At 37.6% G+C, this 26,431-nt stretch carries 23 protein-coding genes, 1 tRNA gene and 6 pseudogenes; 11 read left to right on the top strand and 19 right to left on the bottom strand.

Annotated features, from left to right (window positions below; genetic code table 11):
* Positions 1-81 precede the first annotated feature (81 nt).
* Positions 82-921, top strand: coding sequence for a pyrroline-5-carboxylate reductase (proC, locus tag ACEWFH_RS11915; protein WP_473724231.1), 840 nt, complete (start codon positions 82-84; stop codon positions 919-921).
* Between the two features lie 338 nt (positions 922-1,259).
* On the opposite strand, the gene ACEWFH_RS11920 is transcribed toward proC, so the two are convergent.
* The gene (locus ACEWFH_RS11920) at positions 1,260-1,625 is read right to left on the bottom strand and encodes a GDSL-type esterase/lipase family protein (RefSeq protein ID WP_473724232.1); all 366 of its coding nucleotides are present in this window, start codon (positions 1,623-1,625) and stop codon (positions 1,260-1,262) included.
* 157 nt (positions 1,626-1,782) lie between these two features.
* On the opposite strand from ACEWFH_RS11920, the gene ACEWFH_RS11925 reads away from it, so the two are divergent.
* Complete coding sequence (locus ACEWFH_RS11925; protein ID WP_473724233.1) at positions 1,783-2,172, top strand: hypothetical protein; 390 nt, start codon at positions 1,783-1,785, stop codon at positions 2,170-2,172.
* Here ACEWFH_RS11925 and ACEWFH_RS11930 read toward each other — a convergent pair.
* The 12 genes and pseudogenes from ACEWFH_RS11930 to ACEWFH_RS11985 all read right to left on the bottom strand — a co-directional run bounded on the left by ACEWFH_RS11930 (position 2,118) and on the right by ACEWFH_RS11985 (position 12,352).
* Positions 2,118-3,247, bottom strand: a pseudogene (locus ACEWFH_RS11930) (DUF2515 family protein). The gene ACEWFH_RS11925 and the pseudogene ACEWFH_RS11930 overlap by 55 nt on opposite strands.
* Positions 3,248-3,480: 233 nt before the next feature.
* On the bottom strand, positions 3,481-4,053 hold the full coding sequence (locus ACEWFH_RS11935; RefSeq protein ID WP_473724234.1) for a DUF502 domain-containing protein: 573 nt from the start codon (positions 4,051-4,053) through the stop codon (positions 3,481-3,483).
* A 23-nt stretch (positions 4,054-4,076) separates the two neighbouring features.
* Positions 4,077-4,946: a D-amino-acid transaminase gene (gene dat, locus ACEWFH_RS11940; protein ID WP_473724235.1), complete on the bottom strand. Its 870-nt coding sequence runs from the start codon at positions 4,944-4,946 to the stop codon at positions 4,077-4,079.
* Between the two features lie 102 nt (positions 4,947-5,048).
* A complete protein-coding gene (locus ACEWFH_RS11945; protein WP_473724236.1) occupies positions 5,049-6,995 on the bottom strand; it encodes a phospholipase D-like domain-containing protein in 1,947 nt (648 codons plus the stop codon).
* A gap of 748 nt (positions 6,996-7,743) precedes the next feature.
* Positions 7,744-8,226, bottom strand: a complete 483-nt coding sequence (tnpA, locus tag ACEWFH_RS11950) for an IS200/IS605 family transposase (RefSeq protein ID WP_473724237.1) — start codon at positions 8,224-8,226, stop codon at positions 7,744-7,746.
* A gap of 522 nt (positions 8,227-8,748) precedes the next feature.
* Complete coding sequence (gene nadE / locus ACEWFH_RS11955) at positions 8,749-9,570, bottom strand: ammonia-dependent NAD(+) synthetase (RefSeq protein WP_473724238.1); 822 nt, start codon at positions 9,568-9,570, stop codon at positions 8,749-8,751.
* Between the two features lie 40 nt (positions 9,571-9,610).
* Complete coding sequence (gene kapB / locus ACEWFH_RS11960; RefSeq protein WP_473724239.1) at positions 9,611-10,000, bottom strand: kinase-associated lipoprotein KapB; 390 nt, start codon at positions 9,998-10,000, stop codon at positions 9,611-9,613.
* Entirely contained in the window at positions 9,997-10,308 is a 312-nt protein-coding gene (locus ACEWFH_RS11965; RefSeq protein ID WP_473724240.1) for a hypothetical protein, read from the bottom strand. The genes kapB and ACEWFH_RS11965 overlap by 4 nt, the downstream gene beginning before the upstream one ends.
* Positions 10,309-10,397: 89 nt before the next feature.
* A complete protein-coding gene (gene trhO / locus ACEWFH_RS11970) occupies positions 10,398-11,306 on the bottom strand; it encodes an oxygen-dependent tRNA uridine(34) hydroxylase TrhO (RefSeq protein ID WP_473727289.1) in 909 nt (302 codons plus the stop codon).
* A 133-nt stretch (positions 11,307-11,439) separates the two neighbouring features.
* Positions 11,440-11,514 (bottom strand) — tRNA-Arg (locus ACEWFH_RS11975).
* 80 nt (positions 11,515-11,594) lie between these two features.
* Positions 11,595-11,969 carry a DUF2203 family protein gene (locus ACEWFH_RS11980; protein WP_473727290.1) on the bottom strand — a complete coding sequence of 125 codons (375 nt, stop codon included), beginning with the start codon at positions 11,967-11,969 and terminating at the stop codon, positions 11,595-11,597.
* A 20-nt stretch (positions 11,970-11,989) separates the two neighbouring features.
* Entirely contained in the window at positions 11,990-12,352 is a 363-nt protein-coding gene (locus tag ACEWFH_RS11985) for a hypothetical protein (RefSeq protein WP_473724241.1), read from the bottom strand.
* A gap of 189 nt (positions 12,353-12,541) precedes the next feature.
* On the opposite strand from ACEWFH_RS11985, the gene ACEWFH_RS11990 reads away from it, so the two are divergent.
* Together ACEWFH_RS11990 and ACEWFH_RS11995 are read left to right on the top strand one after the other, a co-directional pair.
* Positions 12,542-13,282, top strand: coding sequence for a DUF6081 family protein (locus ACEWFH_RS11990; protein WP_473724242.1), 741 nt, complete (start codon positions 12,542-12,544; stop codon positions 13,280-13,282).
* A gap of 139 nt (positions 13,283-13,421) precedes the next feature.
* Positions 13,422-14,879 carry an amidase gene (locus tag ACEWFH_RS11995; RefSeq protein ID WP_473724243.1) on the top strand — a complete coding sequence of 486 codons (1,458 nt, stop codon included), beginning with the start codon at positions 13,422-13,424 and terminating at the stop codon, positions 14,877-14,879.
* 71 nt (positions 14,880-14,950) lie between these two features.
* On the opposite strand, the gene ltaE is transcribed toward ACEWFH_RS11995, so the two are convergent.
* Positions 14,951-15,970, bottom strand: coding sequence for a low-specificity L-threonine aldolase (gene ltaE / locus ACEWFH_RS12000; protein WP_473727291.1), 1,020 nt, complete (start codon positions 15,968-15,970; stop codon positions 14,951-14,953).
* A gap of 405 nt (positions 15,971-16,375) precedes the next feature.
* Entirely contained in the window at positions 16,376-16,747 is a 372-nt protein-coding gene (locus ACEWFH_RS12005; RefSeq protein ID WP_473724244.1) for a hypothetical protein, read from the bottom strand.
* 416 nt (positions 16,748-17,163) lie between these two features.
* Here ACEWFH_RS12005 and ACEWFH_RS12010 point away from each other — a divergent pair, with 416 nt between their 5' ends.
* The 4 genes and pseudogenes from ACEWFH_RS12010 to ACEWFH_RS12025 all read left to right on the top strand — a co-directional run bounded on the left by ACEWFH_RS12010 (position 17,164) and on the right by ACEWFH_RS12025 (position 20,667).
* Positions 17,164-17,478 (top strand): hypothetical protein, encoded by a 315-nt coding sequence (locus ACEWFH_RS12010; protein WP_473724245.1) that lies wholly within the window; start codon positions 17,164-17,166, stop codon positions 17,476-17,478.
* Complete coding sequence (locus tag ACEWFH_RS12015; RefSeq protein ID WP_473724246.1) at positions 17,457-19,349, top strand: MMPL family transporter; 1,893 nt, start codon at positions 17,457-17,459, stop codon at positions 19,347-19,349. Before ACEWFH_RS12010 ends, ACEWFH_RS12015 begins: the two co-directional genes overlap by 22 nt.
* Before the next feature lie 210 nt (positions 19,350-19,559).
* Positions 19,560-20,145 (top strand): annotated as a pseudogene (plsY, locus tag ACEWFH_RS12020) (glycerol-3-phosphate 1-O-acyltransferase PlsY).
* Positions 20,146-20,508: 363 nt separating this feature from the next.
* Entirely contained in the window at positions 20,509-20,667 is a 159-nt protein-coding gene (locus ACEWFH_RS12025) for a YjcZ family sporulation protein (RefSeq protein WP_289497624.1), read from the top strand.
* A gap of 90 nt (positions 20,668-20,757) precedes the next feature.
* Here the strand turns inward: ACEWFH_RS12025 and ACEWFH_RS12030 are convergent, their stop codons facing one another.
* On the bottom strand, positions 20,758-21,186 hold the full coding sequence (locus ACEWFH_RS12030) for a BrxA/BrxB family bacilliredoxin (protein WP_473724247.1): 429 nt from the start codon (positions 21,184-21,186) through the stop codon (positions 20,758-20,760).
* Positions 21,187-21,252: 66 nt separating this feature from the next.
* Positions 21,253-21,915 carry an NAD-dependent epimerase/dehydratase family protein gene (locus ACEWFH_RS12035; RefSeq protein ID WP_473724248.1) on the bottom strand — a complete coding sequence of 221 codons (663 nt, stop codon included), beginning with the start codon at positions 21,913-21,915 and terminating at the stop codon, positions 21,253-21,255.
* Between the two features lie 67 nt (positions 21,916-21,982).
* On the opposite strand from ACEWFH_RS12035, the pseudogene ACEWFH_RS12040 reads away from it, so the two are divergent.
* Positions 21,983-23,046: pseudogene (locus ACEWFH_RS12040) on the top strand (SDR family oxidoreductase).
* Between the two features lie 33 nt (positions 23,047-23,079).
* On the opposite strand, the pseudogene ACEWFH_RS12045 reads toward ACEWFH_RS12040, so the two are convergent.
* Both ACEWFH_RS12045 and ACEWFH_RS12050 read right to left on the bottom strand, forming a co-directional pair.
* Positions 23,080-23,651, bottom strand: a pseudogene (locus ACEWFH_RS12045) (cysteine hydrolase family protein).
* A 12-nt stretch (positions 23,652-23,663) separates the two neighbouring features.
* On the bottom strand, positions 23,664-24,344 hold the full coding sequence (locus ACEWFH_RS12050) for an MgtC/SapB family protein (RefSeq protein ID WP_473724249.1): 681 nt from the start codon (positions 24,342-24,344) through the stop codon (positions 23,664-23,666).
* 288 nt (positions 24,345-24,632) lie between these two features.
* On the opposite strand from ACEWFH_RS12050, the pseudogene ACEWFH_RS12055 reads away from it, so the two are divergent.
* Both ACEWFH_RS12055 and ACEWFH_RS12060 read left to right on the top strand, forming a co-directional pair.
* Positions 24,633-24,888: pseudogene (locus ACEWFH_RS12055) on the top strand (DUF485 domain-containing protein).
* Positions 24,885-26,424 (top strand): annotated as a pseudogene (locus ACEWFH_RS12060) (solute symporter family protein). The pseudogenes ACEWFH_RS12055 and ACEWFH_RS12060 overlap by 4 nt, the downstream one beginning before the upstream one ends.
* Positions 26,425-26,431 lie beyond the last annotated feature (7 nt).

Below are 26,431 nucleotides of genomic sequence, written 5' to 3' on the forward strand. Positions count from 1 at the left end.
CCGCTTCACTTCTAAGTTAAAACAGCCTAATGAGTCGACTAAAAAGTAGCGGATAATCCAAAATTATTGAAAGAGGGTTGCATGTTAAAATACAGAAACATTACATTCATTGGAGCAGGTTCAATGGCAGAAGCAATGATTTCAGGATTAATCAATAAAGCTGGGATTTCTCCAGATCGAATTACGGCTGCAAACCATTCTAATGAAAATAGAAGAATGGAACTGAATGAAAAATACAACATTCAAACGATGGCTTTTAAAGAATTAACTTTAAGTAACACAGATGTGATTATTCTTGCGGTAAAACCAAAACAAGCAGAAGAAGTTCTACAACAAGTAAGACCAGCACTTCAAGATCATCATGTGATTTTAACCGTACTTGCAGGAATTTCAACACATTATATCGAGGAGATCTTAGAAAAGCGTCTTCCTATCATCCGTGTAATGCCGAATACGTCAAGTATGATTGGTGAATCTATTACGGGAATTAGTGCCGGTAAGTATGTAAAAAATGAAAATTTGGATTTAGCTCAAGAATTATCGAAAGCCATTGGTAAAGTAAAAATCATATCTGAGAAACAGATGGATGTTTTTACAGGCATAGCAGGAAGTGGTCCTGCGTATTTCTATTATCTTTTAGAACACATGGAAGATGTAGCGGTGGAAAATGGCTTGGATCGTGAGTTGGCGCGGGATATTGCAGCGCAAACACTATATGGTGCGAGTAAAATGGTGATGGAATCGGATGATTCTCCAGCAGAGCTTCGTAAAAAAGTTACTTCACCTAATGGTACAACTGCGGCAGGTCTTGAAGCTCTTGCAGAAAATGGAGGCGGTCTAGCCATTGAAAGAGCAGTTGAAAATGCAGCGAAGCGTTCAAAAACATTGAGAAAAGAATTTGAAAAAGTTCCGGCGCTATAAAATAAGTAAGACAGCACAAGCTTTTACACGGCTTGTGCTGTTTTTATATTTATTCTATCTCTTTAAAGCCTAGCTCAAATAAGGAGACGGCTATCACCTGGTACCCCTTTTTGTTTGGATGGACACTGTCAAAGGAAACAAGCTCCTTTTCTCTCCCTTTAAAAACCTGATATAGATCAGCCACTCTAACATTCGGTAACGATTCATAACTTTTTATATGATTATTAAATAAGTGTACCCATTTAATCGCTTTACTCCATTTAAAATACGGATTATAAAGTGTACATATTCGAATGATAAAAGGTTCTTCTGCATCCTTTTTTAATCTGAAGATGACTTTAAAGATCTTCTTTAAGTTTTTTACAAAGTTCAAGTGCGCGATACAGAGGGTCTTCATCATGCGTCAGCATATATTTAAATGCCGCTTGAATAAGATCGTTCCCTCCAGCTGTTATTAGAATAATTTTAGAATTTTTTATTGAATTTCTTACTGCTTTGTCTTTTAAAGAGTTGAGAATTTCTTCAGAGGTTGTGCCGGTAACCGCAAAGTTATTAACAAGGATCTGTTTATTAAAAATATCTTGAGTGAACCCTACATACCTTCCTACATAACCTTTTCCAAATACGGGTGCCCCTACTCCAACGGTTAAGGAATCCCCGATTGCAGTTAATAACCAATCATAAGAAGCATTGTATTTAGCCATACATTCCTTATCCTCCTTTTCGGCAACACACCTCTACTTATAAAATATGATGTGAGCAAAATTTGGACAGGGCGTTTTCATCACTTCCTATGAAGGGTTATGTCCCTTTTTAATTAGTTGAATATACATATATGGAAACTATTTTGAGGTGATTTTTTTGAAAGAGAAATCTATGAGAATGTTCCCATACGGCGGATACGATCCTTTCTCCACTCCTACTGCAAAGGGTTACGCAAATAGCCAACAAGTACCCGACAGACCGCCATATGCGCCTGCAACTCCAGCTCCAATGCCGCAGCAGCAATATTCACAAGGATTTAACCAACAGCCATATATGCCCTATATGATGCCAATGATGCCTCCGGGTATGCCGCATCCGATGATGCCAGGCATGCCGTTTAACCAAAAACAAGGGCAAGGGAATCAAATGGGAATGTATCAGAATAACCAAGGATCTGGTCTGAACTTCGGCAAAATGATGGGCGGAGCAAATCAAGTTATGGGGCTTGCACAGCAAATGGGCAACATCCTTTCCTTCTTTAAATAGAAGCCATTATTCATGGCCTCTATTTTTTTGAGTAAACGATAATAGTGTTTCAAAAGAAAAGCAGATTCTAACTTATGAAGGCCCGCCCAATAAGACATCCAGATTGGAGAAGAATGCTTTTTTACCAATCTTATCTTTTCAATCGCAAAATCATGTTCTGAAAACCAGTTCGATTGAAAAAAAGGTCCTGTATAACTTTGTTTCCAAACGTCACAAAGAAAAGGACTATATATTTTATGATTCTGTTTCGTCTTAAAGAAAGAAAGTTTTTCTTTCGGATATTTCTCTTTCTTTTTGATTGAGTCAATAGGATTGAAAACACTGCTATCATAATCGGTACGAGAACCAGTGTGAGGGTTTTGAAGTGCAAACTTATAGGAGTTATGAAAATGTTTAGGGTTAAAAAGAACATTGTATAAATTCTGACCTAGTTCAATTCTTGAATTAAGGTCTTCAAAATTGTACATGTTCTTACCAACTGAATTCTTTAACGGCAATACAGGAAATAAGATTTGAGAAAGCTGAAGCCATTCTTGGATGCGATAAGTCAATTTATTTAATAAACGCTGGTATTCCTCTGTTTGAACAAGGTGTTTTTCAATGTGACTTTGTTCATTTATAATTTGTGCGATGGGTAGCAGCGGGCTCTGATCTCCCTGAAAATACAATTCCCAAACTCCTTCCATAAATGGAGAGACATTAAAAAAGGGCAAAGATAAAATAGGGATACTCCCTTCTTCTTACTTTCTTCATATAAAAGCAATTGAGGGTATGCGTCTTCGAAGATCATACTGTTTCCCTTTTCTAGCATCGTATATAAATTCTCAGCAAATAGATCGTCAAGGATGTGAGGCAAGAATTCTCCTTTTAAATCAGTCATAAAATATCCTGCATTCCTTGAGACCATATGAGCTAAAAATGACCATTCTATCTCATGATTTTTCTTGAAAAATGATAAATATGCAGCCGTTCGGGTAATGTTGTTCCTGTTTTTTGATTTTGTTTCGTCTTTAATTTTTCGTATTAACTCTTTGTTGTTTCGAAGATTGATTCTTACGCTATTTGTGCGTTTCATAATTCGCAACCATTGTAATTGAAGCTGTACTATTTGCTCTGAACTCAGCTCCCAAATCACTTTCTTTCTACTTAATAGAGAAAAGGGCTGAAGCAAGAAATCAATTGGAATGAGTGTTAATTTTGTTAGTAACCGCTTAGAAGCATTCAAGTTTAACACCCTCCCTTCTTATCAATGTATGAACAATGCAACTAAAAAACACCCTTTCTGAATAAAGGGTGTTACATTCATGCTTATTTTGTTGCGACTCCGCCAGATAATAAAAATTTCATGGCGTCCTCTGGTTTGATATCAAGCACTTTGACTTTATCTTTAGGAACTAAGAACGTGAATCCAGCGATCTGAAAAGTTTGGGGAATATAGACGGCAACGTGATCAGCCAATTCATCACTTAAGCTGCTAACATCTTCTGTGGTAATAAAACCAACACTTTTCATATTTAGTTCTGGATATTCAATCAGTACAACGGTTGAAAACGATCGTTTTTCACCAAAAAGAGAATGTATGGTATCTTTGATTACCGTATAAACCGTTTTGACAAAAGGCGTTTTTTCTAGGATTCGATCAATGAGCCGAAATATTTTCCCGGAGATATATTGTGTTGACATCCATCCTAGAACGGTGATTAAAACAATGGTTGTGATAAGTCCGATCCCCGGAATATAGTCTTCTTTTAAGACGTCCTTTAATAAATTGCCGAGGATGCTATCGAGAAATCCGAAAATCTTATAGATGATATACACGGCCAATACAATCGGAAGGATCGTCAACAATCCATTAATAAAGTATTTAAGTAATGTTTTCATGTTTTCCTCTAGAGAATCATTTACTAAGATTTTAAAGCAGATGTTTTCTTTTCAATCACTTGCTTAAAGTTTTTTTGAAGTTTTGTTGTGACAGGACCAATTTGGTAAGTTTGATCCTTCATTCCTAACAATTTAACAACAGGCGTGACTTCCATGGTTGTACTTGTAATAAAAACTTCATCAGCATTCACCAATTCTTCAATAGAAAAAGCTTCTTCTGCTACAGGAACTCCAATATCCTCTGCAATTTTTAAAACGAGTTGTCTTGTGATTCCATTTAAGATTAGGTTAGTTGCAGGATGTGTTTTAAGTGTACCATCCTTAACAATAAACACGTTAGATGACGAACCTTCTGTAATTGTTCCATCTCTATGCTGAATCGCTTCTTGGCAATCATAGTCAGCTGCTTTTCGTTTAGCCATTACATTTCCAAGCAAGTTTAAGCTTTTGATGTCACAGCGAAGCCATCTGATATCTTCAGTCAAGTACGTTTGGATCCCTCTTGATTGAGATGCAGCAATCGAATCCAGTGAAACAGATTTTGCAAAACCAGTAACAACACTTTGCATATTCCGTTCATATAGATGATTTCGCGGTGCAACTCCACGGGTCATTTGGATATAAACCATACCGTTCACAACATTGTTCTTAACAATCAGTTCATCCGTTAATTGCTTTAAAGTTGGGATATCATACGGCATAGAAAGTTCTAACTTTTGAGCACTCTGCTCAAACCTTTCAAAATGCTCATCAAATCCAAAAGGTTTACTGTTATAGACAAAAACAACTTCATAGATGCCATCACCAAAAAGGTAACCTCTGTCTTCAGGGTCTACCGGAATAGAACCACTTTTAATAATCTGATCGTGATATAAAACATATGAATTTTCCATGATTTTACCACCCCATCTATAGGATATGTATACAATTGAGCTTTCATCTACTTTAAATGAAAAAGTGACTCCCTTCAAGAGTCACTTTTAAGAATGTAGCATTTAATTGATTGAACCACCAGCCTGTTCATATCTAGCCATGAATTCTTGTTTAAATTGATTTGTTAGTGCCAAGTCATGAATCCAAAGCGCATTTTCGTCATTTACATCATTGCCGTTCGTACTCCAGTTCGTAGAGCCTGTTATAACAAGCGGGTCACTCGAAGTATCAGCATCAATGATAAAATATTTGTGGTGCAGCTTTCTGGATTCTTTATCCATAAATACAGGAGCTGGATTTTTCCAGCGTGTGTTCGGATTATTGGTGCTCGTTTGAGTAGCGGTTCTGCCAGTCATGTCGATGGATGCAGACCACCACATGTTCCAGAATGAATCATCAAAGACACCTTTTATATCAAAACCAGTTTTTGTTCCTTCTAAATCGTTAGGGGAACCTTCCCACTTCACTTTCAGTGTGTCAACTAAAGCTTGATCTGACCAAGCAAAAATGCTGAAATACGTATTTAGGTGAGCAGACTGTTCTAATGTTTCATTCATTTTTGGAACGGCGTTATCTCCTGGTGAAAAATAAACTTCCACGCTCTTTCCACCTACTGTAACTTGGTGAGGTGTATTATCAATTTTTCGTGATCCAAAGTTCGATACAGCTGCATTAGGCTGCGTACCTGCGCTTCCCCACATTTCATCAAACTCTGTTTTGTAAATACTAGAAAGTTCATTTGAATGAAGTTCGATTGAATGATTAGAATTTCCGTCTAGTATTCCATTTGCTCTGTTTTCATCAGTGCCATAAAGTCCAGTCGTTGTGAAATTCCAACTGCCTGTAAAGACCCATTTCCCGTCAACAACTACAAACTTATTGTGCATTTGAGTATCTGGAGAATAATAGCTGTTAGTTTCTTTTTCCTCACCATCCACTAGCATGTGACCAGTCTGACTTTGACTACCCACCGTAACTGTGCGTTGGGTGAAATCGTTGAATCCATCTGAAGGAAGGTTATATTCTGTTCTTTTTGCCGTGTCTTCTACTGCAAAAATAATAGAGTCTGAAAAGATGTGTACATCATCCGCTGTATTAACTACCCCATCTTTTCCTCTTGCTAATTTTTCTAAATATATTTTCATAAGCTCATATCGAGCATCATGTTCTGCATCTGATAATGGTTTTGAGTCAGCTAACATTCGTACAGAAACCCCTGTAGATGCTTTTTCGATTAATGCATTTACGATGTTAGGAAGGTTGATCTCATATGTTGCTATGTCAATCGAATCAGTTGCTGAATTAATTCTATTTAAAAGTCTGTTTTCAAGATTAATATTGTAATTGGCTCCGTTACCAGGTGTCGCAAATTGTGTTAAAGCACTTTTATTAAAATAGACATTGATTGCTCCAACTTCATTACTAACATTATTTAATTGTTCTGCTTGTCCATTTGAAGTGCCTTGGATGTTCCCTGGTGTTCCAAATCCTGCATCGTAGCTGGCAGTTGCTGTTTTCCAGTTCTGAATGTCCTCTCCGCTAGCCGACATGTTTTCCCTTTCCATGGTTGCTCGTGAAGTAACATCTCCTGCATACCACTTGGAAACTGCATCACTTATTCCGTTCGAAGGATCAAGCAGTTGAAGACTTTCTCCTGTATTTGATAGAGCACCTGTGAAAATCTGATTGGCTGTAACACCAGGCACTGTTAAATCGTCAGTGCGTTCCAGTAAAAAGGTATCGCCAGGACTAATTGAACCACTAAGTTGAATAGTAGGAGTCCCATCTGTTGATTTTAACGTCCAACCATCAAGTTGTATGGTTTGATCAGTAGGATTATAAAGTTCAATCCATTCATCATTCGCATCTACGGTTGTCCCCATCCAAGCAACTTCAGAGATAACTGGTCCTTCAACTGTTCCTGCAGCGCGAACTTGGTCATGGTGTGAATTGAACGCGAAAACAGAAGTCATCAATACAAAAACAGATATACTTTTTTTCCATTTCATAAAACAAACCCCTTTTTGAATGTTATGTAAGCCATGAAAAATCATAGCATAGGAACAATAGAAGTTTATTTATGATTTTGAATTGTAAAGAAAATTCATCCTAAAGAACTTTATGTATAAAAGTTTTGTGTAGAATTTTAAGTAGATGGTCCTACTAAGGAAGCAGTATGCTTGGCCATGGGGTGGTTTATCTTTCTTAGAGTGTGTGTAACTAATGTAAATATAATTTAAGTTGTTCATCACAAACAAACAAATAGAAATATTTTTTCTCCCAGTATAGATAACCCGTGGGCTAGCCTTCTCTCATCTTATAAAAAGCTCTTTTCTAAAAGATTATTGCTTTCAAACCTCATTTCTTCTATGACAGTTGATTGGAGTGTAAGGTGCGTGCCTGCCACATGAGAAGCTTCCTGCAAGGCATGCGACGAGGAAGCTCAATGCGATAGCATTAACTTGTAGACGCAGGAGCAAGGGACTTTTTTATAGGCGGGCAGGTGAGACACTTAAGAGTGAAACGTACGAATGTGGCTCACCGCCTGCCCCGCGGAAAGCGAGCACCTGGAACGGAAATCAACCACTTACATAAATAACAAAGATTACGAAAACAGTCTATAAATAAAAACCACCCGTGACAACGGGTGGTTTTCTCTGCGGCTGGAAGCCTTTGTTACTGGCCAAGCCCTAAAGGGCCTCGGAAGGGTTCGCCAGGTGCACTACTTCTACCGGCCAGACCTCAAAGGCCTCCTGGTTACCTTCTCTGTTTTTTCTTTACCTCTTCACCTGTAAATGGATCAATGTATTCCATCATGCTTATTTGTTCTGCGACTACATCATCTTGAATTTGATTACGAATGTATTCTTCTATCACTTTTTTGTTTCTGCCCACTGTATCTACATAAAAACCGGTACACCAAAATTTTCGGTTCCCGTATCGATACTTCAGGTTAGCGTGCCGATCAAATATCATCAAACTACTTTTCCCTTTTAAGTAGCCTACAAACGAAGATACACTTAGTTTTGGTGGTATGCTCACTAACATATGTACATGATTTCGGCATGCTGTAGCTTCAATGATTTCTACACCTTTTCTCTCACACAGTGTCCGTAAAATTTCTCCTATGTCTTTCTTGATCTTTCCGTATATCACCTGTCTTCTATACTTTGGTGCGAATACGATGTGATACTTACAATTCCATTTCGTGTGTGCTAAACTATTGATGTCTTTGGACAATGAAAACTCCTCCGATGCTGGAATATTGGTTGGCGAACCAAATTTATTTTAGCATCTCGGAAGAGTTTTTTTAATACCTCGCTGTAAGCTTTTTGGAACCCTAGGCCTAGCCTAGGGTTTTCGATTTTATAAAAAGAGGCTTGGCGTCAAAAGTTTCTCTGCTTTTGAGCCAAGCCCACACATTATTGTTTAACGGTTTTTACGACTTTATTATCTTTTACCGTTACCATATAAAATTCGTCGTCCATTTCAATCAGGAAATCTTCGTCATATTGTTCTTTTAACTCTTCTTCAATCTTAAAAGGTTTTTGAAATGGTCGTCAATTACATTTAGACGATCTTTTCGGGCATTTTCACGATTGATTGTATCAAAAACGAAATATGCTAAAAATACAATTCCTAATGATATTATGATTTTTGCTGTTTTACTCAAGATATGTATCCCCTTCCCCTTTATTCCAACAACAAGTATAACCTAAAAGTTACAAAACAAAAACACCTGGTTTACCCAGGTGCTTCGTATTACTTCCACCAAGTATCATGGATGGATGCAGGATGGTTTCTTTTATGCATGGTTTGCAGATATCTTTTTTCAATCTTTTCTTTAGAAGAAACAAAGATTTCTTTTCCTTCTAAGTAATCATCGATCTCTTCGTAAGTAACGCCAAGTGCTGTTTCATCAGGGATAAGTGGTTTATCGTCTTCTAGATCCGCTGTAGGAACTTTTAAATAGATGCGTTCTTCCGCACCTAATTCTTTTAGCAACTCTCTTCCCTGTCTCTTATTTAATCCATATAAAGGTACAATATCACAAGCACCATCACCGTGTTTTGTAAAAAAGCCTGTTATTGCTTCGGCAGCATGGTCGGTACCAATAACAAGACATTGGTATGCCCCTGCAATATCATACTGAGCTTTCATTCTTTCACGTGCTTTTGTATTCCCTTTTAGAAAGTTAGTAAGCTCCTTATCTGTTGCTTCCATGAAAGCTTTTACTGAAGCATCTACAGCCGGTTTTATGTTTACAGTTAGAGATACATCAGGTTCAATAAATTTTAGCGCGCGTTGAGCGTCTTCTTCATCTTTTTGAACACCATATGGAAGTCTGACTGCTACAAATTTATAATCTTCACCGGTTTCTTCACGCAATTCTTTCATGGCAATTTGAGCTAATTTACCAGCTAAGCTCGAATCTTGTCCCCCGCTAATGCCTAATACATAACCTTTTGTGCCAGATTTTTTAACATAATCCTTTAGAAATTGCACTCTAGCTTGAATTTCACTTTTTGCATTAATTTCAGGTTCCACTTGTAATTCCTTTATGATCTGTTGTTGAAGATCCAAATTAATCGCCACCTTTGCTGTGTACTTATCTTCTTTCCACTTACCGTTCTTTCTTAATCCATTTTATAATCTTTTTTAGCTGATAAAGGCACTGTAATGAACGTTTTGCCCATTCACTATTGTCTTCATCTAACTTTTCTATGTATCCAATCAGTGCACTTTTTAATGAGTCTTTATACGATGGAAGATCACCATTATACTCCTTCACCGTATGAGCTGGTACCCATGTTTTCTCACCATAACTTAATGCCCTTCTTTCTTGAAAAAAAGGAACGTCAGCTTGTTTAGGGTGATGCAGATCACCTTGCCATGGATGAGACTTTACAGCCAAAACTTGAACTAGTACCATCTGATTTCTTTCATCTTCAGCTTTTCCTATATATTGCCCGGTTTTATAACTTGCAAGTACTAATTTCTCTGTTTCAGTCATTTTTTTGCCTCCAACATCGCATCTATTTCTTTAGACACAACAAAGGCGAGATCCTCATTACCGAATAGGGATAAGACTTGCAGCAATGTTTCATTGCTAATGGGCTCTGCCTCTTCTAATGGAACAGTCTGCTCTAACATATGCATCACATAGTCATTATTCGTTTGTTCAGGATACGCTTTGAGATAAACTTGTTTCGGGTCTAATCTGTTATTTACGCACCATTGAGCGTAAATAATAATCATCATACCTTCGTCTTTTTGATAGTTGCTGATTACTTTTTCAGAAATTTCATCTGCTCGATTCATCTACTTGTCACCCCTTATGTTACTCATCATTACTGTTAACTTTAAAACAGGGAAATAAAAAAAGCCAGTATAATCACTGGCTTTATCACTTAAACGGTTTGCTGTTCTTTTCGTTCCGTCTCATAGCGGTTACGTGGGTGTTCTAAACACTCCTTCGTACAAGAACGCTTATGCTCAACTTCACACTCAGTACAACATACATGTTGTTTATTACATTCTGGATTAGCACAGTTCACATAACGATCTTCTGTTTTTCCGCAATAATAACATGTAGCAATGACTACATCTTCATCAGTACGGTTAACAGGAACTGAAATACGCTCATCGAACACATAGAGTTTTCCATCCCAAAGCTTTCCTTGAACTTCTTCGTCTTTCCCATATGTTACGATTCCGCCCTCAAGCTGTGATACATCCTCGAACCCTTCTTGTAAAAGGAAACCAGAGAACTTTTCACATCGAATGCCGCCTGTGCAATAGGTTAGAACTTTTTTATCTTTAAATTGGCTAATGTTTTCGCGGACCCATTTAGGAAAATCTCTAGATGCTTTAACATCTGGACGGATTGCCCCGCGGAAGTGCCCAATTTCATATTCGTAGTCATTACGTCCATCGATTACAATAACATCTTCATCTTGTAACGCTTCGTAAAATTCTTTTGGAGATAAACGTTTACCCGATAATTGGTTCGGATCTACATCTTCTTCAAAGCGCCAAGTTACTAGTTCCTTTTTATGACGAACAAACATTTTTTTAAATGCGTGCTCTTCAACATCATCTATTTTAAATACAATATCTTCAAATCGTGGATCTGCTTTAAGGTGATCCATATAGATTTGAGTTTGTTCATACGTACCTGAAACAGTTCCGTTAATACCTTCAGGTGCTACAATAATTCTCCCTAAAAGCCCCAAATCCTTACAGAACTTTAAATGTTCGTCTTTAAAGCTTTCTGGATCATCGATTGGAACATATTTGTAATACAATAGTACTCTCATTTTTTCTGACACAATTAATCACCAACCTGCAACGTTAGTTTTATTATGACGCCAAATAAAAAACCACCGGTCCCAATAGCCATCCCCGTGGTGAGTACCGGCATAACCGATATTCAAGATATTTAATTGGAAGTGGCGCGCCCACCAGGATTCGAACCCAGAATACGAGAGCCGAAATCTCGTGTGATATCCATTTCACTATAGGCGCTAAGTTACGTCACGAATAATATCATAAACAATATCTCAAAATAAAACAAGTGTTTTTTACATCAATTAAATAATCGTTCCTCAATTTACCAAATGTCGAGAATCCAATTTCTCTTCAGAGCTTTCATAAATTGTGATGACTGCTTCTTCAGGGTGCCATTTAAAAACCCCTTTTTCCCCATTTAAAATAGCTGGGAAATGCAGTGTGGAAGAAAATGCATCTTCAAACCACACGCCGTGAGACAATATATTAGAAATAAACATTTCTGCTTCAAGTTCCATGAATTGAATCCTTTTTTCCCAAGCTGCCTTTTCTTCAGCATTCAACTGGGGCTCAACCTGTTGAAATGATTCGTACCACAGATCAAACTCTCTTTGTAAGTTATGGAGAGAATCAAACTCTTTTGAGAGAACAGGAATCAATTGATTGGCTTCTTCTAATGTATAACGCTTCATCACATCGTGCTCCTTCATCTTCATGTCCGTATTATATCAAATGATAAAAACTTTGCACACAAAAATGACAAGAAGAAAACCTTTTGGGTTCCCAAAAGGTTAAATGGTAAGACACATTTCTTTTTTGGATTCTTTAAATCTAAATAGAAATCTCTAACGGTGTCATCTTCAAGGAGTTCAGGGAAATCCCTTCTATACTCTGAACTGATCAGGATTTGTTCTACAAGATCAACTGATCCTTTTCTTAGTAAAAGTCGTAACGTTAACCATTTATCCCTTTTTGCTTTTAAGTGGAACTTCGTAATAAAAAGCATAATTCTATCATCACTTGAGAACGTCTTTTCTTTTTCTTTTCGTAAATTAATTTGAGATACCGTTTTCATAGAGAACACCCTCCCTTTAATTTGCGAGCTCTTAATACCATTATTATTCAGTTTTTTCTGAAATATACTTGTCCATGTTAGAAATCTAGTTTTTTTATGGACGGGTATTAATAGAAAAGCCAGCATTTGCCTCGTCAACCTTTATTTGATTAAATAACTTTATAAGCAATTAACTAGGAGCTGTGTTTAATGAAAAAACATCAAAAAGAAATGGTACTAGGAAATTTTCACACGATCTTAACTGAATCTGACACATGGAGAATGGGAGGTTTTCCACTTCCAGATGGGTCTTTCCATGAGTTCAGAGAGCCAGAGGCAGTAGTTATTGTCAGAAATGATGAACTATATGTCAGAGTAAATCCCTTCACTAAATCACACCCTTCTGTGCAATTTTTAGATAATGCGAAACACATGTATTACTCTAATGAAACGATAACAGTGCCTGAAGGGGGAACCATCTCCTTTCAATGGAAAATGCGCTCTCGCCCGATCGGTACTTATTCTAACGATTTATACGATGGTTTTGTATCAGTGAATTTATTGGATTTTACAACTGGCGCAGCGCTTGATTTCTTTGCGGGTAACGAACAATTCGCAAGTGTTTATGCAGTACTTCCGTTCCCAGGTGTTTCAGTGCCTCAAACCGACAAAACGAGATACTTTTGTATTTTTAAAGAAGATAATGATTTTAACGCGAGAGAATGGAACGAATATCAGATCACTTACAACCGTGAAGAAGACGAAGTAACTTTTACTGTAAACGGATCAATCGTAAGAACTGAAAAAAATGTTCCGATTAAATTTAATGAATTTACAGTTGCACTTGGACTTATGACCGAAAAAGATTTATCACCAGAAGGCAGTACATCTCTTCACGGTCAAGGCATCATTGGTGAATGGACACCTATGAAAGTTACGATTGAAGAATAATACAATTATCGGGTTTAAACCTTATAGGTCTGCATGATGCGGGCCTTTTTTTATTTATTCTAGGAATACTTTGAAAATTCCTTTTTTTGCGACAGTTTTATATAATAAGTAATGAGTAATTAAGAGAGGATGCGGCAAAATGTCACAAATAAGCGTGTTGCAAATTGAAGAAATAACGCTAAATCAGTTACATATTCATTTTGAAAACGGGGAATTGACTTCTTTTGACCTAGTAAAATATTATTTAGATCGAATTTCAAAATATGATAAGCAAGGACCAAAGATTAACTCGGTTCTTGAAGTTAATCCTGATGCATTATTCATAGCAAGGAACCTTGATAATGAGCGAAAAAAAGGCAAAGTTCGTGGTCCTTTGCACGGGGTCCCCGTCATCATTAAAGATAATATCGATACTTCTGATCAGATGCATACAAGTGCAGGGTCATTAGCCCTTCAAAACCACTTTGCCCAAAAAGATGCATTTATTGTTCAAAAACTGAGGGAAGCTGGTGCAGTTATTCTTGGTAAAGCCAATATGACCGAATGGGCTAACTTCATGGCATATCATATGCCGAATGGATATAGCTCGAGAGGCGGACAAGTATTGAATCCATATGGCCCTGACGAACTGGATGTAAGTGGTTCCAGTTCAGGCTCTGCTGCTGCTGTCGCTTGTAACTTTGCCACTCTTTCAATTGGAACAGAAACTTCAGGCTCTATTCTATGCCCAGCTGGAAATAACAATATCGTAGGAATCAAACCAACTGTAGGTTTGGTATCGAGAACAGGTATCATTCCTATATCAATCAGTCAGGATACAGCAGGTCCGATGGCAAGAAATGTTAAGGATGCGGCGATATTGCTTGAAGTAATTGCAGGTATGGACTCTCGAGATGCAGCCACCCATATTGCTTCTGAGCGACTTTCGTTTATAGATGGTTTGGAGCAATCAACATTAAAAGGGAAAAGATTTGGAGTTACCTATGAGTTCTGTATCCGTGATCTGAATGAAAAGCAAAGGTCTGTGTTTGATGAAGCACTAGAATTAATCAAAAAACAAGGCGGAGAAATCATTTATTTAGATCAAATCTCACCATTGGAAAAAGATGGATCTAACTATACTGTACTTTTACATGAATTTAAATCGGGTCTTAATCACTATTTAAAGTCTGTCTCCCCTGCTATTGGGATTTCTTCCTTATCTGATGTAATTGCGTTCAACAAGGAAAATAAAGAAAAATGCCTTAAGCATAATCAAGAATTGCTAATAGAGAGCAACGAAACAGATGGATCGTTAACCAGCCCAGAATATATTCAATCTAGAATTAACGATCTTGAAAAATCACAGAACGATGGTATTGATTTTGTCATGAAGGAACATCAGCTGCATGCTCTTATCAGTCCAAATGATGTTTGGTATGGGATTCCTGCAAAAGCAGGTTATCCTTCTATTTCCGTTCCGTCAGGTTTTGATGATGATGGATTGCCTCTGAGTGTAATCTTCACAGGTGAAGCGTTCTCTGAGAAAAAGCTTATTCAGTTGGCATATGCGTTTGAACAAGTTTCACAAAAAAGGGTACCTATTGAATTTAAGTAGATAAAAGAAAAAACCGGGATTTTAGCACCCGGTTTTTTCATTGCTATTTTTATTAAATTCATTGCCCGTTTTTATATAACTCGGTGGATTGCAGAAATCGCTTGTTCGATATCCTGTGAATTTACATCATAGTGTGTAGTGAACCTGATTTGACCTTCACCGAATGAGACGGCGAGCAAGCCTTCTTTTTTAAGGTTATCTAAGAATTCTTCATTGGTTTGTAGTGTTTTTTCTATATTAACAATGACTATGTTCGTATCGGGTCTGTTAACAAGTGTTAACCCATCCATTTCTTCTATGGCGTTAGCTAGTTTTAATGCTTTTTCGTGATCTTCTGCTAAACGATCCACCATATCTGTTAACGAGATAATACCGCTAGCCGCTAAGAAACCAGCTTGTCTCATTCCTCCACCAAGGCGTTTTCTCCATTTTCTCGCCTTTTGAATAACTTCTTTCTTTCCTGCTAACAAGGAACCAACAGGTGATCCTAACCCTTTGGATAAGCAAATTTGTACAGAATCACAGTATTGGGTATAATCTTTAACATTCTTTTTAGATGCTACCACTGCATTAAAGAGCCTTGCCCCATCTATATGAACGGGTATGCCAGCGCTAGTAGCAACATCATATATCGCACTCATGTTTTCTAGAGAAACAATAGAACCTCCAGAACGGTTGTGTGTGTTTTCAAGACAGATTAAAGAAGTATCCGGAAAATGAATATCATCAGAGCGAATAGCACTTTTCACTGCGATAGGATTCATTTCGCCTTTGATACCTTGAACGACTCTTGGCTGAACACCAGCCAAGGCTGAAGTAGCTCCTCCTTCATAAAAGAAGATATGAGACTCTGCTTCAACAATAATCTCATCACCTGGTGATGTTTGAGCAAGTACAGCTAATTGATTGCCCTGTGTGCCGCTTGTGACAAACAAAGCAGCTTCTTTTCCAGTTATTTCAGCAGCCATTTCTTCTAATCTGTTAATCGTGGGGTCTTCTCCGTAAACATCGTCGCCGACAGAAGCATTATAGATTGCTTCTCTCATTTTCTTAATAGGTTGGGTAAGGGTATCACTTCTAAGGTCAATCATGTTACACCTCATTCTTTTTTCAATTACACCATATAAAAAACTGGCGTTTCTTTTTATTACAGAAAAACCTAACTCTTTAAATTTCGTGCTTGTCCGATTATCTTTCATCACTACACGCTTTGAAGCTACTCTCAATGCTTCATTAATCGTTTTCTTGGAAAGTTCCCCGTAATCAGCACTGCTTTTTAAGCCTTGTATACCTGGAGATGCGATTGTTGACTCGAACATAGGGTCAAAATAAACAACATCATAACGATCATCGGGCTGTTTTTTAGAAATTCGTGATGGTCACTTTGTACAACTTCAATTCTTCTCATGGCTGCATTCATCTCTGGTAGTTTGGATTCCCATACTTTAAGACCGCTTCGAACGACAAATGAAATAGCGGTGCTGCTCTCAATCCGGTTACAGCCCCTTCTCTCCCGTTACTAAACTAGCGACTATAGAATCAGAGGCAAGTCCTAATGTGCAGTCTAAAATAGTCATACCTTCACTTAGTTGGGCAGCTTCTATAAAGGCATCTTTTTCTCCTCTAAGTAGTTGCTTTACACGAAACATAGAAGAATTGGGATGAAAGAAGAAAGGTGTGTCTCCGTCCTTTGGATGATACGAAATCTTGTCTACCCCAATCATGAGCACATGATCGTTGTACTTGCTTATTAAGGAGGAAATGGAGAGGTTTTCTCGTTCCATAAACTTTCCGCCGATTGAAACGGCAACTTCCTTAGCTTTGTTCTGTAATCTCAATGCGTTCTTTCCGGCTGTTGTAATAATCAATGTATTCACCTGTCTGTTTATAAAATATTCTATTTTCATATTCATTGTTGCTTTTGAAAGTAGTTGACTTTCGTTTCAGGTTGCTCGCTTTCCGCGGGGCAGGCGGTGAGCCACATTCGTACGTTTCACTCTTAAGTGTCTCACCTGCCCGCCTGTCCCGCAGGAGTCTCACACCTTCCACTACAATCAACTGTCATAGAAGAAAATAAAAGCATTTAAAAGCAACAACCCTTTAGAAAATAGCTATAAAATAAGGTTGTTACTGCATGCTTTATTACCCATGTAGGTAGTTGAAAACAACTCCGAAGAACTTATTAAGTAAGCAAATTCAATTTTTAAAAATGCTTCTTATTATTTGCATATATCTTGGAACAAACCTAAAATATGGGAAGATATATGTATGAGGAGGCAACACCATGAAAAAAGGGTTATCGTTTCAAGCCTTAGGAAAATTTACATATCGTTTCCGTGTTCTTATTATAACATTTTGGGTTCTGACTACCATTCTATTAGGCTTCTTTGCTGTCAAACTTCCTTCAATCTTAAGTGGCAGCGGTTTTGAAATGGAGGGCTCATTTTCTAAAGTAGAAAATATTCTCCAAGAAAAGTTCGATCAGCCAAAGTCTACTGTGATGCTGGTCTTTGATTCAAAAAATATACCCCTCAGGATAATGAATATAAAGAATTTGTTCAGAATTCTATTGAGCAAATGGATGATGTTCAAGATGTAGTTGGAGTCCAGAGTCCCTATGTTGCTCCGGAAAAGACGATAAAAGATAATGTATCTTTTGCTTCTATTCAGTTTGATAAAAGCTTCGGAGACTTAAAGGCCTCAATTGAACAAATCAGAGATCGGCTGCCTGAAGACAAAGAGATTTCTGTTTCTTTAACAGGCGGACCGGTTATTGCTGAAGATATGAACACCGCCAGTCAACACGACTTAGCAAGAGCAGAAGCGATAGGTATACCTGCAGCACTAATTATTCTCCTATTGGCGTTCGGCGGTTTAATTGCAGCGGGATTGCCGATTGTAGTCGGTTTGATCTCTGTCGTAAGTTCACTTGGTCTTCTTTATTTTTACGGCCAAGAAACAAACGTAAGTATTTTCTTACTAAACGTTGTTCCCATGATCGGCCTCGCACTAGGTATAGACTTTGCGTTGCTTCTTGTCAATCGTTTTCGTGAAGAGCTTCATCACGGAATTGAAAAAGCTACCATAATCTCTGTTCAAACAGCAGGCAGATCCATCGCCTTTTCAGGTCTTTGTGTGTTCTTAGGTCTATCAGGTATGCTGTTGATCGATATCGATATTTTTAAAACGGTTGCAATTGGTGGTATGGTGGTTGTCATTCTATCTGTCCTGAATGCAATTACATTTTTGCCAGCTATACTAGCTGTGCTTGGTGACCGTGTAAATTCGTTAAAATTGTTTAAACCAAAAGAGAATGGAAAATCAGTTTGGCATTCATTTGCGGCTTTTGTTATGAAGCGACCCGTTATAATGGCGATCACGGCAGCTTGTATTCTAGGGTTATCCGTAACACCTGTTAAAGATATGAAACTTTCAATCCCGGAGGCTGAAGCCCTGCCGCCAGATTATGAGTCAAGAACCGCCTTTGAAAAATTTGAAAAAACCTTTGGTGAAGATGAATTATATCCAGTGCTCATTGTGGCCGAATCGAATAATTCATATGCTACAAATAAAGAAGCTCTGCTTGCGTTAGAAAAATTAGTAAAAAATCTTGAAAATGAAAAAGAAGTAACTAAAACAGAATCTATTTTTAATTATACAAACCAGCTGAATGGTTCAGAGCTGTACGATGTGTTGCAGACAGAACAAGGGAAACAGCAGTTATCCCCTGCATTAAAACCATTTATTAATAAAGAAACAGCTGTTATCAGGGCTTACTTATCTGTAGATGTTACAGGTGATGAGGCGAAACAGTTCGTTAAGAAATGGGAAGATGAATATGACGGCCTTTCATTAACAATCGGTGGTGTTACAAAGTTTAACCAAGAGATATTTGATGAAATTATTGAAAAAGCACCATATGGGTTAGCGATTGTACTCATAACTACACTCTTCATACTGATGATTGCATTCCGATCTGTATTTATTCCGATAAAGGCAATCTTTATGAATATGCTGAGTCTTGCAGCTACCTTTGGAATTCTTGTTTGGATATTCCAAAGCGGTGTGCTGATGGACCCAGTAGAAATTGGTTTGATGATACCCGTCTTTACGTTTGGAATCGTCTTTGGACTTAGTATGGATTATGAGGTGTTCTTAATTTCAAGAATACAAGAAATCTATGAGGAAACCGGTGATAATGACCATGCTACTTTATTGGGATTAACTTCTACCTCAAAGATCATTACTTCAGCAGCAGCGATTATGATTGTCATTACAGGATCTTTTGCTTTTACTAATGTAATGCCTGTAAAGCAGATAGGTATTGCTATTGCACTCGCTATCTTTATAGACGCAACAATCGTAAGGATGATCTTCGTTCCATCTCTAATGAAACTTCTTGGAGACTGGAATTGGTGGATGCCATTTTCAAAGAATAAGAAGAATAAAAACCGCGGCACCCTTTCTTAAGGGCTGCCGTTTTTTACACTTTCAGAAAGTATAACTTGTTAGCATGATGATTTTCCCCGTGGCAACAAGTTTAAATCGATCCGTATAAGCACAACTAAGGCTGACGCTAGCCTTTCGCGTCAGCCAAGTTTTCTATAAAGTAATAGTGGGAAATCAAAACGTTATATCCTATAATAAGAAATAGCTAGTCTTATTTTTAGGGGTGTTCATATGACTGAAATCATTATCATTCTTCTACTTTCTTATTTGCTAGGTTCGATCCCTTTGCACTGTTAGTTGGAAAACTAGGTTATGGCATTGACATCAGAGAACATGGAAGCGGCAATTTAGGCGGTACAAACACATTTAGGACGTTAGGAAAAAAGCAGGTTTTATTGTTTCAGCAGCAGATGTTTTAAAAGGTACATTAGCTGCAAGCTTACCAGTATTGCTGGATATTGACCTTCATCCACTTATTGCAGGAATACCAGCTGTTATTGGGCATTGTTATCCAGTATTTGCGAAATTTAAAGGTGGAAAAGCAGTAGCCACATCTGGCGGTGTTTTGTTATTTGCAGAACCTCTTTTATTTGTTCTCGTTCTACTCACCTTCTTTTTAACGCTATACATAAGTAAATACGTTTCACTTTCGTCTATTATGGCTGGTATCGGCTCGGTGATTCTAAGTCTCTTGATTGCCGGCGACTATATTACAACCTACATTTTGATCGGCTTTACACTTTTTCTAATCTTTAGACACAGACAAAACATTGTCAGAATCGTTAAAAAAACAGAACCAAAAGTAAAATGGATTTAAGATCGTTCTTATTAAAAGGACGGTCTTTTTTTTGTAAATAAAAGCTCGAAAGCTACTTTGTTTAAAAAGCCCATTCGCTATGATCTGCTAAGTCAGTTTTTGCACTGGAGTAAAAGCGGATTTCTTTGCAAAAGCATCAGATTAATACTTAAAAAAATTAAAAATAGGCTTTTCTCCTAAAAAAGTACAGGCGATTTCACTAAAAACTCCGCATTTGTCCGTGTCCGTTTAGGTGGTTCGGTCATATGGTGTAATGTGACGTTGACCTAGACTTAAATATTTGGAGGGACTGAAATGGAAAACAAGAAAATGAATATGCCTTATGGTGACAATATGAACATTAATATGAAGCCGGTAGCAAACATGCCGTTGCATGGTGGATATGGTGGAGGCTATGGTTACGGACATGGCTGTGGGTTTCTAATTATTGTTGTTCTATTCATCCTGTTAATCATTATCGGAGCGACTGCGTTCCACGGTAAAGATGACGACTGCGACGAATCTTCATCCTCTTCTCATTAAGTCATTATATTTATAAAAAAGAAAGAGAGAAGCAGATCTGCTTCTCTCTTTCTTTTATTAAACAGTACAACTATACTGAATAAAAAGGCATTAACAATGCTCGTCATATGCTCCAAGCAGATTCTCAAGGATCTCCTCTGGCGCATGATTTTCAATGTTATGGCGATGAATGAAGTGCACGACTTTTCCATCTTTCAATACAGCCATTGAAGGAGAAGATGGCGGAATATCACCAAAGAATTCTCTAATTTGAGCTGTAGCTTCTTTATCCTGACCAGCGAACACAGTCACAAATTGGTCAGGCTTAACACTGTGGTTTAGTGATGCAACTGCCACTGGACGGGCAAGTCCTGCTGCACATCCACACACAGAATTGATTACGACTAATGCAGTACCTTCTGTTTCCTGCATGAAATAATTGACTTCTTCAGGCGTTTTTAACTCTTCAAATCCAGCGCGTGTTAATTCATCTCTCATTGGCTGAGCCATTTGTTTCATATATTCTTCATAGGCATTCATTATTTATTCCTCCTGAAAACGATTCATTTACATACAATGTTATTATAGCGTAAACAAGCCATCTTTTTAACTGTTTCGGCTTATCTCATGAATCTTCTTATTTTCAAGTATGTTTACTTTTTGATTATTAGGTTTAAAACTTTCTTTTATTAGCGTATTGGCTACTGAACTCGCTTCGACTGGCTGATACTTTTTGGGATAAATGGACGGTAAAGCTTTATAGAGCTTTTCAGCGAATCTTTCTCCAAGCCTGAACTCATCGCGGTCTCCTATCAATAAAGAAGGTCTAACAATTGTGAGATGAGGAAAGTTCATTGAGATCAACTGCGATTCCATCTTCCCTTTTACTCTGTTATAAAAGAATGTTGATTTGGCATGAGCTCCTAAGGCTGAAATAACGGAAAGATGTTCTATGTTTAATTTTTGAGCAAGTCTTCCCAATTTAACTGGAATATGTAGATCTACTTCTTCAAAGGCACTTTTTGATTTTGCGTTTCTCATCGTCGTGCCGATACAGATTATCATCACATCAGCCTGTATGTTTTCTAGATTGTACTCATGGGCTGTAAAATCAAATATAATTTCTTTTATTTTTTCATGTTTCATATCTGTCGCTTTTCTAACGAGCAGGATAATTTCTTTACACATAGGATCAATTAGCAGCTGTTTGACGACTTCCTGCCCCACTAAGCCACTTGATCCGGCTATAATTACTGTTTTACTATTCATTATTCAATGATCCTTCCTTTTACATGAAAGCAAATTTTAAAAAATTCGGACTGGCAGGTGTATTTGTATGAAACATTCCTATTTTATCACGGGTTATCCAGGTTTTATAGCTTCAAAGCTTGTGAAGGCTCTGCAAACAGAGTATCCGTCATCTACCTTTTACTTATTAATCTTAAAACATGAAAGACAAATAGCCGAAAAACAACGAGATACCCATTATGAAAATATCCAACTCTTAGAAGGTGATATTACTAAAGAAAATCTAGGGTTGTCTTCTACAGTAATCGGACACCTATCTGAACATGTTACACATTGCGTTCATTTAGCAGCTCTTTATGATTTAACGATTCCTTATGAACCAGCTTATTCCTGTAATGTTAATGGGACTAAAAACGTCTTATCATTTGTGAAAAGTTGCAAGAATTTAAAACGGTTTTGTTATTATAGCACGGCTTACGTATCTGGTAATGAACAAGGGGAATTCTTGAAAATGATTTTAGCAAGCCTCAAAGTTTTCGCAATTATTACGAACAAACTAAGCATGAAGCAGAAAGTGTTGTTCGGGCGTCAATGGAAAAATTGCCAATAACGATTATTCGGCCAGGAATTATTGTAGGTGATTCAAAAACAGGAGAAACCATTAAGTTTGACGGTCCATATTTTATGATGCAGTTTTTAAACCGTTTAGCTCGTCTTCCCATTCCAAATATCGGCAAGACGAAATCGAAAATTCATATAGTGCCTGTGGATTTTATTATTAAAGCCTCCGTATTTTTAATGCACGATCCTAGAGGTGAATCGAAAACGTACCATATGCTAAGCCCTGATTCACCTTCTATTCAGGATGCCTATACTTTATTATGCCAAGAGCTTACCGGGAAAAAACCTAGTTGGACTTTATCTAGAATGTTTGCAGAACGCTTATTATCCATCTCTATTATATCCAAATGGCTAGGCGTACCTTATGAAACACTTTCTTACTTCTCTCATGATGCACACTATGATACGACTCAACTTGTAAATGACCTGCAAGGAACTGAAATTACTTGTCCTCCATTTGAGGAATATGTTGGCGCTATGGTGCGCTATTATAAAAACAACGCAAGTGATCATAACTTGAAAAGATATTAAAAGGGATGACAGTTTAAACTGTCATCCCTTACTTTACACAAAATTCTTGTTGTTGCTGACCACTTTGGCAGCTAATGTATTTTTAAAATGTGATAATGCCCACTCATGTCCCGGCTGACTAAAACTTTGAACAGCGTCTTCATGAATTACGATTGAGAATCCCTTGTTATATGCATCTACAGCAGTATGTAATACACAAATATCTGTACACACTCCTGTCAGGTGTAATTCTTGTATATTTCTTTCTCGCAATTTTATTTCCAGATTAGTTCCCGCAAAAGCACTATAGCGAGTTTTGTCTAACCATTGAATTTGTTTTTCTACCTCTGTACGGTTTTTAAAATATACATCTTTTAGCGTTCCGTAAAGTTCCCTGCCTTCTGTATTTCGGATATTATGTGGGGGAACAATTTGCTTTCTGGATGATATGGATCATTTTCTTCATGAACATCAACAGCGAAAACCACATAATCTCCATTTCTCAAAAACTCTTCTGAAAGTGATACAACTCTCTCTTCGATTTCCTGACCGGGCTTTCCGCATGTCAGCTTGCCTTCATCGGCAACAAAATCATTCGTGTAATCAATAACAATTAACGCTTTCATATTATCCTCCCGTTAACCAAGTGTTTCAATCTCAACGCTGCGTATTCCTTCAATCTTCTTCACATCGTCATATAGGTCTGTTGTATACCTTTTCTCGTAGATGGATGCTGCCATTTCCATCTTTTTGTTGTCGTTTTCTAGATCTTTAATTCTCACGTTCACGATTTTGACTTTAAGCTCGTTAATCTCTTTCATGACATCACTCATGTTTGTGTCAGGATTTACAACTAACTTTAACTTAATATCAATTTGTCTTAATGCTTTCGGACCAATCCATTTCATGATTAAAGGAATCAGTTCAACACTGATTAATATTAAAAATGCACCAGCAGCCGCTTCTTTATAAAACCCTGCTCCTGCTGCAATTCCTAATCCTGATGCTCCCCATATCATGGCAGCTGTTGTAAGTCCTGAAATCACATCATTGCTGCGCCTCAAAATAACACCTGCACCTAGAAAACCGATTCCACTTACGATCTGTGCGGCAAGACGCATCGGATCCATTACGGTTTGGCTTGAAACAAGTGAAAACTGTTTAGCAGATTCTATGCTTACGATTGTGAGCAAACAACTGCTTATGGAGATAACAAGGCTTGTTTTAAGTCCAACGGGTTTGTTTTTCAGTTCCCGTTCAATGCCGATGATTAGTCCGAAAAATGCTGACATTCCAAGTTTAACTAAGACAACACTCATGATGTTTACACCTCTCTCCTGTTTTTGCCCTTATTTAATAATACGCAAACGCTGCAATTAAATCCTTCTAAAGTTCGAGATGATTGCATTTGAAGGATTAAGTTTTTCAGTTTATAATAGAAATTGTCATTATCTGAAAATAAAAACTATTCAGTTAAAAAGGAGGTGTGACATTTTCACTTCACAAAATTAAATATGAGGAGGAAATGACTTGTTACCAAAAAAACAGCAAAATTTGAACACCCAAGGTATAGCGAAATCGTTGAATCCAGTCAATTTAAGCAGTTAATGGAAGAGAAAAAACGTTTTATTTTGCCGATGACCGTGTTTTTTTACTGTTTTATTTTAGCCTTCCCATTTTGACAGCTTACACAGATGTATTGAACCAACGTGCTATTGGTGATATCACATGGGCATGGATCTTTGCATTTGCGCAATTTATTATGACTTGGTCTTTATGTATGATCTATACAAAGCGAGCAAAAGATTCGATGAGCTCGCAGATAAAGTTGTAGCAGAAATGGATAAGGAGGCTTCCTCATGAATGGTACAGCATTTTCTTTGTTTTTAGGAATCGTCGCGCTCACATTAGTCATTACTTATTTTGCATCTAAAAAAACGAAAACAACAAGTGATTTCTACACAGCTGACGGTGGGCTGACCGGCATGCAGAATGGACTTGCTATCGCAGGAGATTATATGTCTGCAGCTTCTTTTCTAGGAATTGCGGGTACCATTGCACTTTCTGGTTTTGATGGATTCTTCTACAGCATTGGTTTTCTAGTAGCCTATCTTGTTGTTTTATATTTAGTAGCAGAGCCACTTCGTAATCTAGGTAAATATACGATGGCGGATATGATTGCTGCAAGGTTTAATGATAAGAAAGTTCGTGGTGTTGCTGCACTTAACACAATGGCAATCTCAACTTTTTACATGGTTGCGCAATTAGTTGGTGCTGGTGCCCTTATCAAATTGTTATTGGGTATTGAGTACATATATTCTGTACTTATCGTTGGTGTTTTAATGACTGTCTATGTCGTCTTTGGCGGAATGACAGCCACATCGTGGGTACAAATCGTTAAAGCTATTTTATTGATGCTTGGTACGTTTATCATTTCTGTAATGGTGTTCGCTAAATTCGGATTCAGTTTTACAGAAATGTTTAACCAAGTTAAAAACGCTACTCCACTTGGTGAGTCCTTTTTAAATCCGGAATAAGTTTAAAGATCCTCTTGATACGATCTCATTAAACTTAGCGCTTGTCCTTGGAACGGCTGGACTACCTCATATTTTAATCCGGTTCTTTACAGTAAAAGATGCACCTACTGCAAGAAAATCGGTTGTATATGCCACTTTGGCTGATCGGTGCTTTTTATATCATGACGATCTTTTTAGGTTTTGGAGCTGCAGCTTTTGTTGGTCAGGATAAAATTGTAGCTGCAAATGCTGCAGGTAATATGGCCGCTCCATTGCTGGCTGAAGTGCTTGGCGGAGAGTTTTTATTTGCTTTTGTTTCAGCCGTTGCTTTTGCAACCATTTTAGCAGTAGTTGCAGGGCTTGTGTTATCAGCAGCTTCTGCTTTTGCACATGACTTCTACACACATATCGTGCGACAAGGTCATGCGACAGAAAAAGAACAAATGAAAGCAGCCAAATGGGCTTCTGTAGGTGTAGCTATCATCTCAATAATTTTAGCTCTTTTTGCTCAAAAACTGAACGTAGCGTTCTTGGTATCTCTTGCTTTTGCTGTTGCTGCAAGTGCGAACCTTCCCATCATCTTGCTTACTATTTTTGGAAACGCTTTAATACAGCTGGTGCTGTAACAGGTATGCTTGTTGGTTTAGTAAGCTCACTTGTTTTGGTAGCTATTTCGCCTAGTGTTTGGTCTCCTGTTGAAGGAGCTGCTATATTAACAGGCGAAGCGATTTTCCCACTGGCGAATCCAGGAATTGTATCGATTCCCCTTGGTTTCTTAGGAGCGATTCTGGGAACGATGCTGACAAAACCGTCTGATGTAGACAAGTTTAATGAAATATTAGTAAAAGCTAATACAGGTTCAGGATTGCGTAAAGGCGCATAATGAAGCA

The organism is Fictibacillus sp. EA-CB0309 (assembly GCF_055814265.1).

Coding starts and splice junctions, on each gene's coding strand:
- ACEWFH_RS11980 (WP_473727290.1), bottom strand. CDS start 11,969: ATGAAGCGTTATACATTAGAAGAAGCCAATCAATTGATTCCTGTTCTC.
- ACEWFH_RS12035 (WP_473724248.1), bottom strand. CDS start 21,915: ATGAATAGTAAAACAGTAATTATAGCCGGATCAAGTGGCTTAGTGGGG.
- ACEWFH_RS11995 (WP_473724243.1), top strand. CDS start 13,422: ATGTCACAAATAAGCGTGTTGCAAATTGAAGAAATAACGCTAAATCAG.
- ACEWFH_RS11990 (WP_473724242.1), top strand. CDS start 12,542: ATGAAAAAACATCAAAAAGAAATGGTACTAGGAAATTTTCACACGATC.
- trhO (WP_473727289.1), bottom strand. CDS start 11,306: ATGAGAGTACTATTGTATTACAAATATGTTCCAATCGATGATCCAGAA.
- dat (WP_473724235.1), bottom strand. CDS start 4,946: ATGGAAAATTCATATGTTTTATATCACGATCAGATTATTAAAAGTGGT.
- ACEWFH_RS11965 (WP_473724240.1), bottom strand. CDS start 10,308: ATGAATCGAGCAGATGAAATTTCTGAAAAAGTAATCAGCAACTATCAA.
- ltaE (WP_473727291.1), bottom strand. CDS start 15,970: ATGATTGACCTTAGAAGTGATACCCTTACCCAACCTATTAAGAAAATG.
- ACEWFH_RS12050 (WP_473724249.1), bottom strand. CDS start 24,344: ATGAGTGTTGTCTTAGTTAAACTTGGAATGTCAGCATTTTTCGGACTA.
- kapB (WP_473724239.1), bottom strand. CDS start 10,000: ATGACTGAAACAGAGAAATTAGTACTTGCAAGTTATAAAACCGGGCAA.
- ACEWFH_RS12030 (WP_473724247.1), bottom strand. CDS start 21,186: ATGAATGCCTATGAAGAATATATGAAACAAATGGCTCAGCCAATGAGA.
- ACEWFH_RS11935 (WP_473724234.1), bottom strand. CDS start 4,053: ATGAAAACATTACTTAAATACTTTATTAATGGATTGTTGACGATCCTT.
- ACEWFH_RS12015 (WP_473724246.1), top strand. CDS start 17,457: ATGGATGATGTTCAAGATGTAGTTGGAGTCCAGAGTCCCTATGTTGCT.
- ACEWFH_RS11985 (WP_473724241.1), bottom strand. CDS start 12,352: ATGAAAACGGTATCTCAAATTAATTTACGAAAAGAAAAAGAAAAGACG.
- proC (WP_473724231.1), top strand. CDS start 82: ATGTTAAAATACAGAAACATTACATTCATTGGAGCAGGTTCAATGGCA.
- ACEWFH_RS11920 (WP_473724232.1), bottom strand. CDS start 1,625: ATGGCTAAATACAATGCTTCTTATGATTGGTTATTAACTGCAATCGGG.
- ACEWFH_RS12025 (WP_289497624.1), top strand. CDS start 20,509: ATGCCGTTGCATGGTGGATATGGTGGAGGCTATGGTTACGGACATGGC.
- ACEWFH_RS11945 (WP_473724236.1), bottom strand. CDS start 6,995: ATGAAATGGAAAAAAAGTATATCTGTTTTTGTATTGATGACTTCTGTT.
- ACEWFH_RS12010 (WP_473724245.1), top strand. CDS start 17,164: ATGAAAAAAGGGTTATCGTTTCAAGCCTTAGGAAAATTTACATATCGT.